Origin of the sequence: Frigoribacterium sp. ACAM 257, assembly GCF_007954365.1 — a bacterium.
Lineage (GTDB): Bacteria > Actinomycetota > Actinomycetes > Actinomycetales > Microbacteriaceae > Frigoribacterium.
On the sequence record NZ_VOLO01000002.1, the window covers coordinates 263,852 to 277,376 of the forward strand.

Sequence of the window (13,525 nt, forward strand, 5' to 3'; positions counted from 1 at the left end):
CGAGAGGGGGAGGGGGAGCGGGGCCCGGGCTCGTCAGTTCTGGGGCGGGATCGTCTCGCGGTCGGTGGGCTTGTCGGTGGTGACCGGCACCTCCAGCGTGGGCTCCGGGGTCGCGGGCTCCGGCGTCGCCGTCGGGCTCACCGGGGTCGGGCTCGGCGTCACCACGGGGTCGTCACGCTCGCCGCAGCCGGTGAGCACCCCCGCTGCCAGCACGGCCGTCGTCACCGCGGTCGCCGCACGTGCGCCCCTGCTCGCCCTGCCTGTCCGGCTGCCGGCACCGTTCGTCGTCATCCCCCGAGCCTACGCACGACCCGAGCCCGTCGAGTGGTCACGAACTGTCGTCCCGGCGACGGGGAAGGACCACACCTGACCACTCGCCGACCTACGCCCGACCCACGACCGAGCCCACGCCGGTCAGACGGCGCCGACCAGGGTCCACGCCCCGCCGTCCCGGCGAGTCACCCGCGCGCTGCGCACGTCGGCCAGCCCCCCGACCGTCGACTCGACCGCGGCGCCGACCCCGAGCGCGAAGGGGTCGTCGGCGCCCGTGAAGCGCACCACGAGCTGGGGCTCGCCCCGCACCATCATGATGTCGTTCGCCTCGACGGTGGTGTGCTCGGCGGCGGCCGCGGCGGCCCGGGGCAGCAGGGCGTCGGGCCGCACCCCCGGGTGCAGCGAGCCGACGGCGAGCAGGACGCGGTACGAGGGCATGCCTCGATCCTGCCCGACCGGCGAGGCGGGCCGAGTTCACACGCGCGACCCACGCCCGACTCCGGTCCGACCCGGGGGCCTGCCAGGCTCGGGGCATGAAGCGCACCGCCTCCGCCCGACTCGAGTTCGACGTCGCCGGCCCCGCCGAGTTCGTCCTGTCGATCGCCGCCTCGGCCCTGTACGAGCAGCGAGCCGAGGAGGCGCTGGTCGTCACCCAGCACGGGGCGCCCGTCCCGGTCCGCGAGCTCGTCGACCAGCACGGCACCCGCCTGCACGTGTGCGACGTCGGCGCCGGGAGGGTGCTCGTCGACTACCGCGTCGTCGTCGACGGGCAGCTAGGCACGCCGCCGGTCGACGAGCTCGACCTCGTGCGGTCCCGTCGCCCCAGCCGCTACTGCGAGTCGGACACCCTGGCCCCGACGGCGCGGGCCGAGTTCTCCGGCCTCACGGGCCGCGACCTGCTCGCTGCCGTCAGCTCGTGGGTGGGGTCGCACCTCGCCTACGTCCCCGGAGCGAGCGCGCCCACCGACGGCGCCGTGCAGACGCTGCTCGACCGGCAGGGCGTCTGTCGCGACTACGCGCACCTCGTCATCGCGCTGCTGCGGGCGCTCGACGTGCCTGCCCGGCTGGTGTCGGTCTACGCTCCGGGGCTGTCGCCGATGGACTTCCACGCCGTGGCCGAGGCCTTCGTCGACGACGAGTGGCACGTCGTCGACGCCACCGCTCTCGCGCCGCGGAGCACCCTCCTGCGCATCGCGACCGGACGGGACGCGAGCGACACCGCGTTCCTCACCAGCCACGGAGCGGCCGTCACGGTCGCGTCGATGCAGGTCGGCGCCGTCGCCGACGAGCTGCCCCGCGACGACGTGACCGCCTTCGTCAGCCTCGGCTGAGCGTCAGGCCAGGAGCCTCGGCTGAGCGTCAGGCCAGGAGCCTCGGCTGAGCGACCGACGTCCGCCCTCGGTGCCTCGTTCCGGACAAGATGTCGCGGCGTGCCGGGGCATCCTGTCCGGAACGAGGCACCGAGACGTGCCGGGCTGAGCGTCGGGCCAGGGGACTCAGTCGTCCTCGACCGCGGGCCACGACGACGGCCCCGCCGTGCCTGCCGGGTACTCGTCGATCGGCACGTCGCCCGCGCGCCACGCGTCGAGCACGGGGGCGACGATGCGCCACCCCTCGACCGCCGAGTCGCCGCGCACCGACAGGGTGGGGTCGCCGTCGAGGATCCCGGCGAGGACCTCGCCGTAGGCCGTGAGGTCGCCGAGGCCGAACTCGGCGTGCAGGGTCGCCCGCGACAGGTCGTACGAGTCGCCGGGTCCGTTGACGTTGAGCTCGAGCGACATCTCGTCGGGGGCGATCGCGATGCGGAGGCGGTCGGGGGTGCCGCCGCCGACGAACTCGCGCGGGACGTGCGTCGGAGGGCGGAAGGTGATGACGATCTCGCGCCTCCTCGAGGCCAGCGCCTTGCCCGAGCGCAGCCGGATCGGCACGCCGGCCCAGCGCCAGTTCTGCACCTCGACGACCATCTCGGCGAGCGTCTCCGTCTCGATCGACGCGTCCACCCCCTCCTCGGCGGTGTAGGCGGGCAGGTCGCGGCCCTCGATCGTGCCGGCGGCGTAGCGGGCGCGGCGGCTGTTCGCGACGGGGTCCCCGTCGAGGAGGCGCGTGGCGCGCAGCACGAGCTGCTTCTCGTCGCGCAGGTCGACGGCAGTGAGCGTCGAGGGGGCGTTCATCGTGAGCACGGCCATCACCTGCAGCAGGTGGCTCTGGATCATGTCGACGAGGGCGCCGGCGTGGTCGTAGTAGCGGGCCCGGCCCTCGAGGCCGAGCGTCTCGTCGTAGACGATGTCGATGCTCTCGACGTGCTGGTTGTTGAGCATCGGCTCGATCAGGCGGTTCGCGAAGCGCAGGCCGAGCAGGTTGAGCACGGTCGCGCGCCCGAGGAAGTGGTCGACGCGGTGCACGCGCTCCTCGGGGACGAGCTGCAGGACGAGCTTGTTGAGGTGCTCGGCCGACGCCACGTCGGTGCCGAACGGCTTCTCCAGGGCGAGCGAGGTGCCCTCGGGCAGCTGCACCTGCTTCAGTGCCTCGCAGGCCTTCTCGGTGATCGCGGGCGGCAGCGCGAAGTAGATCGCGGGAGGCGCCTCGCACGCGTCGAGCAGCGTGGTGAGGGCGTCCGCCGACGTCACGTCCGCGGTGATGTAGCGGGTCGAGGCGAGCAGGGCGTCGACCGCGGGCCCGGCGGCCTCGACGCTCGCGAACGAGTCCACGACCCGCTGGTGCCACTGTTCGTCCGAGTACTCCTCGACGCCGGCGCCGATCAGCTGCACGCGTCGCACCGGCTCGTGGGCGAGCAGCCCGCCGAGGCCGGGCATGAGGAGGCGGGCGGCCAGGTCGCCGGACGCGCCCAGGATCAGGAGCGTCACCGGCTCGCTGCTCGGCCCTCCCTCGTCGCCGATGGTCGCCTCCGTCGCGGGGTCGCTGGCCGTCTGTCGCGTCGCGGTCGTCATGGGACCGACGCTAGACCGGAGACGGCCTCAGCAGTCCAGCTCGGGCAGACTGGCGCGCTCGTCCCACTGGCTGAACGAGAAGACCGCGCGCCCCGCCGTGTCGGCCGCCGTGAACGACACGGGCCGCGGCTCGCCCTCGGCGGAGACGACGAGGGTGCCCACGACCGAGGTGTCGTCCCCGACGACGAGCTCGACCGTGTCGGGCTCGCCCGGGCCTCCCTCGACGACGGCGCCCGTCGAGACGGTGACCGCGGCGTCGCCGCTCCGCAGCAGGGTCGAGAGCAGGGTGGGCGGCGAGAGCAGGGGGGCGAACCGGGTCACGGCGTCGTCGGCGGCGGACACGCAGGAGGCGCCGTCCGTCGTGATCTCGGCGTCGGCACCCGAGGTGCGGACGTAGGTCGTCTGCACGCCCGAGTCGTCCTCGACCTCGACCCGTGCGGAGTAGTCGGAGGCGGTCCCGACGAAGGACACGCCGAGGACGCGGCCCTCCGGCTGCACGTCCGACCCCTGCGGTGCCGGGAGGAGCTCGGTGAAGGTGCCGGCCATCGTGACGGACGTGGCGGTGCGGACCGAGCGCAGCACGGAGTCGAGCGCCGTCGGGCCGTCGAGGTACTCGAGGCCGTTCCGGTCGGGGTCGGCCAGCTCGACGTCGGGGAGGGCGATGCCGGTGGGCGTCGGCACGGCGAGCGGCTCCGACGCGCAGCCCGCGAGCAGCGCCGCGGCGAGCGGGAGGGCCGCGACCGCGAGCAGGCGTCGCCGCGAGCAGCCGTCAGCCGGCATCGGCGTCGGCCACGCAGACGCTCTGGGCCGACTGGTCGCCCAGGTCGGCCGGCTCGAGCGAGACGGGGTCGCCCGCGGTCGCCTCGGCGGCGCGCACCACGAAGCAGGAGTCGTCGGTGACCAGGCCGCCGACCCGGGGGATCCACGCCTCGGTGCCGCGCACCAGCTGCGTGAGGTCGGTCGCCGCGCCGTCGGAGGCGACGGCGTAGAGGTCGTAGGGAACGTCGGGGCCGTCCCAGGTGAGGCGCACGTTGCCCTCGCCGACGGCGACGGTCAGCGCGGTGACCTGCGGCGGGCCGGCCGAGGTGAGCGACAGGATCATCAGCGTCGCCCCGACCCCGACCGCGAGCACGGCGAGCACGCCCGACACGATGAACGCGGGGTGGCGCCAGAGCGGCCGCTTCTTCTCCTCGCGGTGCTCGAGCTCGGGCAGCACGCCGATCTCGCTGCCGAGCGGCCTCTTCGGGGCGGCCTCGACCGCCTCGCCGCCCTCGCCGAGCCGCGGTGCTCCCGGCTCCCAGCCGAGCCGGGACGCCGTGAGCGCGCCGGGCGCCGTCGTCCAGGACGGGGCGAGCGGCCGCGAGGAGGCGGGAGCCGGGGGGAGCGAGGAGGTCGGGGCCGGCTGCTTCGAGGAGGCGGGAGCCGGGGGGAGCGAGGAGGTGGGGGCCGGGGGCGGCGAGGATGCCGGAACGACCTCGGACACGACCACCGGGACCTCAGCAGCACGCCGGGCCCGGCGCCCTCGCGTCACGGTCAGCTCGAGGTCGTCGTCGGCCTCGGTCGGTCGCACGCCCTCGGACTCGTCCTCGGAGCCGCCCCCACGGTGCTGTCCGTCGCTCATGGTCCCCCTGGGCCGTCACCGCCCGGTCTGTCGACGGTGGCCCTTAGTATATGGATCACTCGACGAGAGGGGAGCCGGGGAGTGGGACGTTCTCTGCGTGCCGCCGTGCTCGCCGTGGTCGTCGTGACCGCCGCCTCCTCGGCGCTGCTCACCGGCGTGGCCGGGCCCGCACTCGCGGCCGGGCCCGGGGCGACCACCGCACCCGACTCCGCCGGCGCCGCCGCAGCCGCCGACTCCGCCGAGACCGAGGCACCCGCCGACCCGGGCCTCGTGAGCATCCCCTTCGGCGACGAGGCCGAGGTGCCGATGGCCGACGGCTGGTCCGTCGCCGACTGCGACGCCGTCGTCCCGCCGGAGGGCGTCCGGCTCGACTGCGAGCCGACCCGGCTGACCCTCTCCGCCGACGAGTACGACCCCGACGCCGGCACCGTCGTGATGCCGGTCGAGCTGCGCAGCGGCCCCACCCGGGTGACCGTCTCGTACCGCGTCGAGCAGGCGCCGCCGACCCCGCCGGCCGCGCCGGAGCTCGTCTACGACCACCCGTTCGACTCCGGTGCGGTCGCGCTCGTCCCGCTCTCCGACCTCCTCGTCCGCTGCGACGGCTGCGAGGGCGTCGGGGCGCGTCTGCAGGTGCGCGGCGTCTCGCCCGACGGCGCGGCCGTGGCCAGGGCGACCCCGTCGCACCTGGCCGTGCAGTCGGCGCCCGGGTTCGTCGGCGACGCCGTCGTGTCGTACCGGCTGCGGGACGCCCACGGCCAGTGGTCCGAGACGACCACCCTCACGGTGGCCTTCACCGCTCCTCCCGCGGGCGCGACCGGCGCGGCGCCCCTGCAGGCGCTCGCCGTGACGGTGCCGCTCGCCGAGCGCGGCGACACGGTCGTCGACCTCGGCGCCCTCGTCCTCGACGGCGCGACGAGCGGCGGCGGCGCGGCGGACGCGGCGGACGCCGCCGACGCCCCGCGCCTGCTCGGCTGCGGCGTCCCCGCCGCCGGCACCGTGCGCTGCTCCGGCGACGAGGCCGTCTACACGCCGCCCGCCGATGCTGACGACGACCCGGCGCCCGACGTCGACCAGTTCGCGTTCCACGTCGCGACGCCCGACGGACGCCAGGCCACGGGCAGCGTGACCGTGGTGCGCGCCGAGTCGGACGCGGCCGAGGCGCTGCCGGCCGGCCCGTCCCGCGTCGCGCCGGTGCCCCGCACCGGCGAGGGCGACGACGGCGGCGACCGCGACGACGGCGGCGACCGTGGTGCCGCCGCAGCCGTCCGCACCCTCGTGCCCGCCCTGCCCGCCGACGACGGTGACGACGGCGCCCCCGACGCGCCCGTCCTGCTCGCGCCCCTCGTCTCGATCCTCGACCGCCTCGGAGGCACCCCGTGACCCTGCGACTCAGCCTGCGAGACACCGACGCCGCCACCGGGGCACCGGCAGGGCCCGCGCGCTCGGTCCTGCTCGACGTCACGGACGACACCTCCGTCGCCGAGCTGGCCGAGAGCCTCGGGGTGGACCCGGCCCTCGTGGCCCCGACGGTGCACCCCGACACCGCGCTCGTCGACGCGCCCGTGCTGAACGGGCAGGCCCTGCCCCCGCAGGAGGCGCCCGCCCTGCACCCGGGACAGCCCCGCCTCGAGGTGGTCGGCGGCCCCTTCGCCGGCGAGGTCGTCCCCCTGGCCGCGGGCACCCCGCTCCGCATCGGCAGCGGCGCCGGCGTCGAGCTCCGCATCGCCGACCCGTGGCTCGCCGAGCACCACGTCACGCTCACGCTCGACGCCGCCGACGACGCGGGCGGCGGAGCGGCGGGCGGCGCTCGCCGCGGCCCGCTGGCGGCCCGTCTCTCGGTCGTCGAGGGCACCGCGGGCATCGCGGTGAACGGCGAGCCGCTCACGGGCGACGGGCGGATCGTCCCCGCCGACGTCGTGCAGCTGGGCAGCTCGGTCGTGCGCATCGGCCTCGCCCCGTGGAGCGACGCCGACACCGCGCCCGACGAGGTCGGCATGAGGGGCTTCAACCGCACCTCCCGCATCTCGCCCGCGACGGCGCCGCCGGTGGTCGTGCTGCCGGGCGACCGGCCCGACGACGCCGACAAGACGCCGCTGCCGTGGCTCTCGGCGGTGATCCCGGTCATCCTGGGCGTGACGATGGCGATCGTCTTCAACCGGCCGGTGATGCTGATGATGGCCGCCGCCTCGCCCGTGATGGTGATCGGCACCTTCCTCACCTCGCGCTCGCGCGCGAAGAAGAAGGGAGTGCGCACCTTCGACGAGTGGCAGCAGGACATCGTCGACAGCCGCGGTCGCATCGCGCGGCTCGTCCGCGAGCAGCGACTCGAGAGCTGGTACGCCCACCCCGACCCGGTGGTCGTGCGCGACGTCGCGACCCTGCCGCTCTCGCGCCTCTGGGAGCGCCGCAAGCGCGACGCCGACGCCGTGCACGTGCGTGTCGGCGTCACCGAGGTGCCGCTCGACGTGAGGTTCGAAGGAGGCGGCGGCCGCGACCGCGCGACCCCTCGCCACGTCGGGGTGGCCCCGTCGCCCGTCGCGGTCGACCTCTCGGCGGGCGTCGTCGGCCTGGCCGGCGCCCCCGACGCGACCCGCAGCGCCGTGCGCGCGATGCTCGCCTCGTTCGCGACGCTCCGCTCGCCGCGCGACGCGCAGGTCGTCGTGCTCTGCGACGACGACGACGCCGCCCTCTGGGAGTGGGTGCAGTGGCTGCCCCACGCCCAGGCGGGGCCGTCGGTCGTGGCCCTCGTCGGCAACACCGACGACACCCGGCGGGACCGGCTGCGCGAGCTGAGCGCGCTGACGACCGCGCGCCTCCGTGCCTCCACCGAGCGCGGCTCGGCCGCCTTCGACTCGACCGTCGTCGTCGTGGTCGACGGCGCCCGACGGTTCCGCATGCTGCCCGGCATGGTCTCGCTGCTCGAGTCGGGCGGGCAGGCCGACGTCCACGTCATCGCGATCGACACCGACCGCACTCGCCTGCCCGAGGAGTCGCGCACGGTCGTCGTCGTCGACGGCGAGGACCACTCGCTGGCGCGCCTCGAGTCCGACGCCGCCTACTACCCCGACGTGCTGCTCGACGGGCTCTCGCTGCCCGCGGCCGAGCAGATCGCCCGCAGCCTCTGCTCGATCAAGCACGTCAGCGGCGTGGGCGACGAGGGCATGCTGCCGACGTCCGTGCGGTACACCGAGCTGCTCGGCGTCGACCTCGACGACCCGCAGGCGATCGTCGAGCGCTGGCAGCTGTCGCCGCGGCGCACCGCGGTCGTGGTCGGCGCGGGCCCCGACTCGCAGTTCGCCGTCGACATCGCGGCCGACGGGCCGCACGCGCTCGTGGCCGGGACGACCGGCTCGGGCAAGTCGGAGTTCCTGCAGACCTGGGTGGTCTCGCTGGCCCTCGCGAACCGGCCCGACGCCCTCAACTTCGTCCTCGTCGACTACAAGGGCGCCTCCGCCTTCGAGGACTGCTCGCGCCTGCCGCACACCGTCGGCATGGTCACCAACCTCGACGCCCGCGAGACCGAGCGCGCCCTGCAGTCGCTCGACGCCGAGCTCAAGCGCCGCGAGACCGTGCTCCGCCGGCCCGAGCTGGGCGTCAAGGACGTCGACGCGGCCTGGTCGAAAGACGCGGCGGCGGCGGCGCGTCTCGGCCTGGCCCGGCTGATGATCGTCATCGACGAGTTCGCCGAGCTCAAGACCGAGCACCCCGACTTCATCAACGGGCTCGTGCGGATCGCGCGCGTCGGCCGGTCGCTCGGCGTGCACCTCGTGCTCGCGACGCAGCGTCCGAGCGGCGTCATCACCCCTGAGATGCAGTCGAACATCAACCTCCGCGTCGCGTTGCGCGTCACCGACCGCGCCGACTCGACCGACGTGCTCGGCTCGCCCGAGGCGTCGCTGATCGGGGTCTCGACGCCCGGCCGCGGCTTCGTGCGCGCAGGCGTCGGGGTCGCCCCGGCCGCGTTCCAGACGGCCCGCGTCGCCGGGGTGCGCCCCGGCGCGCACCGGACGCGCAAGGTGCTGCCCGCCGTCGCCGAGCTCGACTGGCGGGCCGTCGGCTACCAGCCGCGGTTCCCCTCGCAGGGCGCGGCGTCGGCGGGCGTCGACCAGGACGACACCGACCTGCGCGCCCTCGTCGACCTCGTCACCGAGGCGACGCGCCTGCTCGGCGTGCCCGCCAACCCGTCGCCCTGGCTGCTGCCGCTGCCGACGATGCTCCCGCTGGAGGCGGTGGTCTCGTCCGCCGCGGACGCCCCTGCCCCCGACGGCACCGGCACCGCCGCGCACCCGCACGAGCTCGTCATCGGCCTCGAGGACGTCCCTGCGCAGCAGACCCAGCGCCCGCTCGTCTGGGACGTCGCCTCCGGCTCCCACCTGCTCTTCATCGGCTCGGCGCTCTCGGGCCGGACGACCGCGCTGCGCACGCTGCTCGCCCAGGCCGTCCGGGCGCACGACCCGGCCGACCTGCACCTCTTCGTCGTCGACTACGGCAACGGCGGGCTGCTGCCGTTGGCCAGGGCGCCGCACACGGGCGCCGTGGTGACCGCGCTGGAGCCGACGCGGCTGCCGCGGCTGATGACGCGCCTCCTCGACGAGCTGTCGCGACGCCAGACGGTGCTGTCGCGCGCCTCCGTCGGCAGCGTGGTCGAGCAACGCCGCCGCGCCGAGCCTGCCGACCGCCTGCCGTTCGTCGTCGTGGCCGTCGACGGCTGGGAGCGGGTCACCTCGACCCTGCAGTCGGACGAGCTCGTGCTGTTCCGCGACCAGATGACGCGCGTGCTCCGTGAGGGGCCCGGCGTCGGCATCCGCGTCGTGATGGCGGCCGACCGCACCGTCTCGGGCGACCGGGTCTCGGGCTTCATCGGCGACCAGTACGTGTTGCCGCTGCGCGACGTCAACGACTACCGCGGCGCCGGCGTGATGATCCGCGAGCTGCCCGAGACCGTGCCCGCCGGCCGGCTGATGTTCGGCGCGAGCGCCCGCGAGGCGCAGGTCGCCGTGATCGGCCGCGACGCCTCGGCCGAGGCGCAGACGGCCGTGCTGCGCGAGATCGTCGAGGAGGCGCGGGCCGCGTTCGAGGCAGCCCCGCGCGACCCTGCCCTGCCGGTCCCCTTCCGCGTGGACGCCCTGCCGGGGGCGCTCTCGCTGAGCGACGCCGCGGAGCTGCCGCGCGCCTCCTGGTCGCCTGCCGAGTCGCCGACCGTCGGCGTCGGGGGCGACGTGCTGTCGCGCTACACGATCGACTGGCCGGCCGTCGGCGGCTTCGCGGTGGTCGGCGACCGCGGCACCGGGCGCTCGACCGCGCTCGCGTCGATCGCCCACCAGCTCATGTGGGACGCCCGGCCCGTGCTCGTCGTCGCGACCCGGGAGTCGCCGCTGTCGCGCTGGGCGCGCACCGCCGAGGTGCCGCTCGCCGTCTCGGCGTCGTCGCCGACGTCCGCCGACGACCTCGCGGCCGAGGTGGCCCGGGTGGGCGACGGCGTCGTGCTCACCGTCGTCGTCGACGACGCCGAGACGCTCCGCGACAGCCCGCTCGAGCAGGCGCTGATGACGCACCGCGACCGGCTGGCCTTCGTCGTGGCGCTGTCGCCCGACGCGGCCGGCAAGACGTTCTCGGGGCCCTACGGCGAGGTGCGGAAGACGCAGGAGGGGCTGGTGCTGTCCCCGACGTCGGCCCTCGTGGGCACCCAGCTCTTCGGGCAGAAGATCCCGAAGTTCATGGTCGGGCGCACCGGTGCCGGGGGCGGGGCGCTGCACAGCGGCGGGCGCTGGGCGCAGGTGCAGGTGCCCGACGTCACCCGCTGACGCCGCCTCCTGCCCTACCCTGCCCTGCCGCCCCGCCGCCGCAGGGAGGCGTGGGCCCGGCACGCCGGGAGGGATCGGCGGGTCGCGTATCGTGGGGGACGGCTTCGAGGGGACGACGTGACGGGGACTGACGGCTGATGGCATCGCGCTGCGAGTACTGCGGGGCCGAGCTGCGCCCGAACAGCATGTTCTGCCTCTCCTGCGGGCAGCTCGTGACGTCGGGGCGGGCGCCGGTCGCGGCGCCGCTGCCGGCACCGGTGGCGAGCACGCGGCCGCCGCTCGAGCGCACGGCTCCGCCGGTCGCGCGGCCTGCCGCAGCCCCGGCGGCCGCGCCCGCACCTCCTTCGCCCGTCGTCGCGAACGCGACCTTCGTCGTCACGTTCTCGACCGGTCAGCGGCTCGTCGTCGACGGGCCGGTCGTCGTCGGTCGTCGTCCCGAGCAGGCCGCGGCCGAGGTCGGGTCCGCGGCGTTCGCGGTGACCGACCCCGAGCGGTCGACCTCGCGCGCGCACGCCGTCTTCGACGTCGTCGACGGGCAGCTCGTGGTGACCGACCGCGGCTCCGGCAACGGCACCGTGGCGCACCGTGCCGGCGTCGAGATCGCGTGCGTCGAGGGGCAGCCCGTGGCGCTCCGACCCGGCGACGAGCTCGAGCTCGGCAGCGTCGCGGCGACGGTCGCAGCCGGCTGACTGCCTCCCTGGAGGTCGGCGAGGAACGTTCCGCGACGAGCGACGACGCGGCCTCCTGGCGGGGCGGCGGGTCCTGGCCTGGCTCCGCCCGGGCTGATCTGGCCAGCCAGGGTCCGCGCCTCTCCTCTGCCCCTCGCTACCATCGGAGCAGTCCGATCGACGACGGGGGAGAGACGTGACCGACGACCTGGAGACCACGTGTGCGGCGCTGAAGGCGCCCACCATCGAGCTGATGAGCGCCACGATGCTGGCGCAGGGGAACCCTGGGGCGCTCGTGCGCGTACAGGCCGCGGTCGAGGGCGTCCGCGCCGTGCTGGCCTCGGCGCCGTCGACGACGTCGTCTCCGGCGTTCGACGCGTGGGCCGCCTCCGCCCCCGCCGTGCTCGCCGAGATGGAGGCGGGCGTCGAGTCCCGTGACCCGCGTCGCGCCTGGCAGGCCTTCACCGACCCGGTGCGCGGCTTCGACCAGCTCGGGCAGGCGTGCGCGGGGATGCCGGGGTGGTGAGCCCTGCGGCCTCGCCCGAGGACGAGCGCAGGCGCCGGACCTGGCGCGACTCCTTCGATCGGGGCGAGCGCCCTGACGTGACTCACCGCTCGGCGGCGTGCTCGCGCCGGCCGTGGTCGTCTCCGCCCCGATGGCCGTGGACATCTAGGCTCGTGCCGTGATCTCGCCTCCCCGTCGCCGTTCCCTGCTCGTCTTCGCCGCCGTCGCCTCCGTGACGGCTCTCGGCCTGAGCGGATGCGTGAACGTCGTCGAGCAGAAGGATCTCGAGCTCGGGGCATCGGTCACCATCGAGCCTTCGACGAGCCAGGCCAGTGACGACACCCGGGTCACGGTCGGGGTGACCGAGTTCGAGCGGGTGACCGCCGACGAGGTGGCGACCTGGAACGCCTTCGACTCCTCGGGCAAGGACGTCTACCGCGCCACGGCCGACCTGCAGGTCGAGGAAGGGACGTATCCCGAGGAGGGGGCGAACGGGTTCGAGAACCGGAACTGGGGCCTGATGGTCGACGGCGAGGTCGTCAAGCCCGACCGGCTCAACGGGGCCCTTCTGCTCGACGAGGGCTTCCGCGCGTCGTGCCCGCTCTACGACTACGAGCTCACGCCTGCCCTTGCCGAGGACGGCACGGCGAGCGCGTGCCTGATCTTGACCGCACCGGCGGGTTCCGAGCCGACCCATGTCGTGTTCGACGGTTTCCGCGTCACCGGGCGCTACACGAGCGGGGCGGGCGAGGCATCCTGGCTCGTCGACGCGTCATGAACGCGCCTGGTCGGACCGTGCCGGCCGCAGTGAAGTCGACGGCATGAGCCGGGCGAAGACGCCTGAGGAAGAGCGTCGCCATCAATCCTGGAGGGACTTCTTCGCCCGCGGTGAGCGCTACGACGTGCACTATCTGCCCGAGCGCTGGAACGCGATCGTCCGTCGCAACGTCGTCACCGCCGTGGTCACGATCGACGCGGCCGTCGTGCTCGTCGCCGTGCTCGTGTGGTGGGGGCGCCTCGGGCCGTTGGTGCTCGGTGGGGTGCTCGCCGTCGTCATGGCGATCTATGCCCTCATGGCCCTGCGCACGCGTGCCATGCTCATGGCCCAGTCGGGCGGCGTGCCGGGCTTCACCCTCGGCGTCTCCGACGAGGGACTGCACACGCCCGTGCAGGGCATCGGCACCATCGCCTGGTCGGAGGTGCTCGGGGTGTTCCTCGTGGACGACCACAAGAAGGTCGACGCGCTCCGCGCCTCCCGCGGTCTGCAAGGCGCTGCGGCGCGCTTCGCGGCGAAGAACGGCTCGAACAGCGTGTCCGCCAACGTGGTGCTGCCCGACGGGAAGGCACTCCGGAGGCGCATCGCGCGACGGTCGCACCGCGGGGTCGTGCAGACGTGGGCCCATCACGACGGGCCTCAGTTCGGGGTGATCTCGTTCGCGCTCGAGAGTGCGACGGACACGAGCGATCCGTCGGCGATGCCGAGGCTCGGCCTCGCCCTGACCGTGCAATGTGAGGGACGCGGCATCCCCACCCGGTTGGACGACGACGCGACCCGGTTCGCGGAGCACATGATGCGCATCTCGAACGTGTTCGACTACTCGGGCGTCGACGCCACGGCCGCGGGCACGGGTGCCGACTCGACCGGGGGACAGTCGCGGACCTGATCTGGACGGATCGTTCTGCCCCGCCCTAAGCTCGCCCTGACA

12 protein-coding genes are annotated in these 13,525 nt (G+C 74.9%); 7 read left to right on the plus strand and 5 right to left on the minus strand.

The window, feature by feature from the left end:
• Positions 1-33 precede the first annotated feature (33 nt).
• Both ES689_RS07645 and ES689_RS07650 read right to left on the minus strand, forming a co-directional pair.
• Positions 34-291 carry a hypothetical protein gene (locus tag ES689_RS07645; RefSeq protein ID WP_146902476.1) on the minus strand — a complete coding sequence of 86 codons (258 nt, stop codon included), beginning with the start codon at positions 289-291 and terminating at the stop codon, positions 34-36.
• 123 nt (positions 292-414) lie between these two features.
• Positions 415-711 carry a hypothetical protein gene (locus ES689_RS07650; protein WP_146902479.1) on the minus strand — a complete coding sequence of 99 codons (297 nt, stop codon included), beginning with the start codon at positions 709-711 and terminating at the stop codon, positions 415-417.
• 95 nt (positions 712-806) lie between these two features.
• Here ES689_RS07650 and ES689_RS07655 point away from each other — a divergent pair, with 95 nt between their 5' ends.
• Complete coding sequence (locus tag ES689_RS07655) at positions 807-1,604, plus strand: transglutaminase family protein (protein ID WP_146902483.1); 798 nt, start codon at positions 807-809, stop codon at positions 1,602-1,604.
• A gap of 165 nt (positions 1,605-1,769) precedes the next feature.
• On the opposite strand, the gene ES689_RS07660 is transcribed toward ES689_RS07655, so the two are convergent.
• Genes ES689_RS07660 through ES689_RS15585 form a run of 3 tightly spaced genes read right to left on the minus strand, consistent with a single transcriptional unit; the run spans position 1,770 to position 4,842 of the window.
• Positions 1,770-3,221 carry a glucose-6-phosphate dehydrogenase gene (locus ES689_RS07660; protein ID WP_146902486.1) on the minus strand — a complete coding sequence of 484 codons (1,452 nt, stop codon included), beginning with the start codon at positions 3,219-3,221 and terminating at the stop codon, positions 1,770-1,772.
• Between the two features lie 27 nt (positions 3,222-3,248).
• A complete protein-coding gene (locus tag ES689_RS07665) occupies positions 3,249-4,001 on the minus strand; it encodes a hypothetical protein (protein WP_146902489.1) in 753 nt (250 codons plus the stop codon).
• A complete protein-coding gene (locus ES689_RS15585; protein WP_191330284.1) occupies positions 3,991-4,842 on the minus strand; it encodes a hypothetical protein in 852 nt (283 codons plus the stop codon). Before ES689_RS15585 ends, ES689_RS07665 begins: the two co-directional genes overlap by 11 nt.
• 81 nt (positions 4,843-4,923) lie before the next feature.
• On the opposite strand from ES689_RS15585, the gene ES689_RS07675 reads away from it, so the two are divergent.
• The 6 genes from ES689_RS07675 (at position 4,924) to ES689_RS07700 (ending at position 13,483) form a co-directional block, all read left to right on the plus strand.
• Positions 4,924-6,222, plus strand: a complete 1,299-nt coding sequence (locus ES689_RS07675; RefSeq protein WP_146902492.1) for a hypothetical protein — start codon at positions 4,924-4,926, stop codon at positions 6,220-6,222.
• On the plus strand, positions 6,219-10,646 hold the full coding sequence (locus ES689_RS07680; protein WP_146902495.1) for an FtsK/SpoIIIE domain-containing protein: 4,428 nt from the start codon (positions 6,219-6,221) through the stop codon (positions 10,644-10,646). The genes ES689_RS07675 and ES689_RS07680 overlap by 4 nt, the downstream gene beginning before the upstream one ends.
• A 137-nt stretch (positions 10,647-10,783) precedes the next feature.
• On the plus strand, positions 10,784-11,335 hold the full coding sequence (locus ES689_RS07685; protein WP_146902498.1) for an FHA domain-containing protein: 552 nt from the start codon (positions 10,784-10,786) through the stop codon (positions 11,333-11,335).
• 175 nt (positions 11,336-11,510) lie between these two features.
• Positions 11,511-11,840: a hypothetical protein gene (locus ES689_RS07690; protein ID WP_123547575.1), complete on the plus strand. Its 330-nt coding sequence runs from the start codon at positions 11,511-11,513 to the stop codon at positions 11,838-11,840.
• 157 nt (positions 11,841-11,997) lie between these two features.
• Positions 11,998-12,597: a hypothetical protein gene (locus ES689_RS07695; protein ID WP_146902502.1), complete on the plus strand. Its 600-nt coding sequence runs from the start codon at positions 11,998-12,000 to the stop codon at positions 12,595-12,597.
• A gap of 43 nt (positions 12,598-12,640) precedes the next feature.
• Positions 12,641-13,483: a hypothetical protein gene (locus ES689_RS07700; protein WP_146902505.1), complete on the plus strand. Its 843-nt coding sequence runs from the start codon at positions 12,641-12,643 to the stop codon at positions 13,481-13,483.
• Positions 13,484-13,525 lie beyond the last annotated feature (42 nt).

Excerpts from the sequence above, each read along its gene's own strand:
- ES689_RS07645 (WP_146902476.1), bottom strand. The coding sequence starts at position 291 with ATGACGACGAACGGTGCCGGCAGCCGGACAGGCAGGGCGAGCAGGGGC.
- ES689_RS07650 (WP_146902479.1), bottom strand. The coding sequence starts at position 711 with ATGCCCTCGTACCGCGTCCTGCTCGCCGTCGGCTCGCTGCACCCGGGG.
- ES689_RS07655 (WP_146902483.1), top strand. The coding sequence starts at position 807 with ATGAAGCGCACCGCCTCCGCCCGACTCGAGTTCGACGTCGCCGGCCCC.
- ES689_RS07660 (WP_146902486.1), bottom strand. The coding sequence starts at position 3,221 with ATGACGACCGCGACGCGACAGACGGCCAGCGACCCCGCGACGGAGGCG.
- ES689_RS07665 (WP_146902489.1), bottom strand. The coding sequence starts at position 4,001 with ATGCCGGCTGACGGCTGCTCGCGGCGACGCCTGCTCGCGGTCGCGGCC.
- ES689_RS15585 (WP_191330284.1), bottom strand. The coding sequence starts at position 4,842 with ATGAGCGACGGACAGCACCGTGGGGGCGGCTCCGAGGACGAGTCCGAG.
- ES689_RS07685 (WP_146902498.1), top strand. The coding sequence starts at position 10,784 with ATGGCATCGCGCTGCGAGTACTGCGGGGCCGAGCTGCGCCCGAACAGC.
- ES689_RS07700 (WP_146902505.1), top strand. The coding sequence starts at position 12,641 with ATGAGCCGGGCGAAGACGCCTGAGGAAGAGCGTCGCCATCAATCCTGG.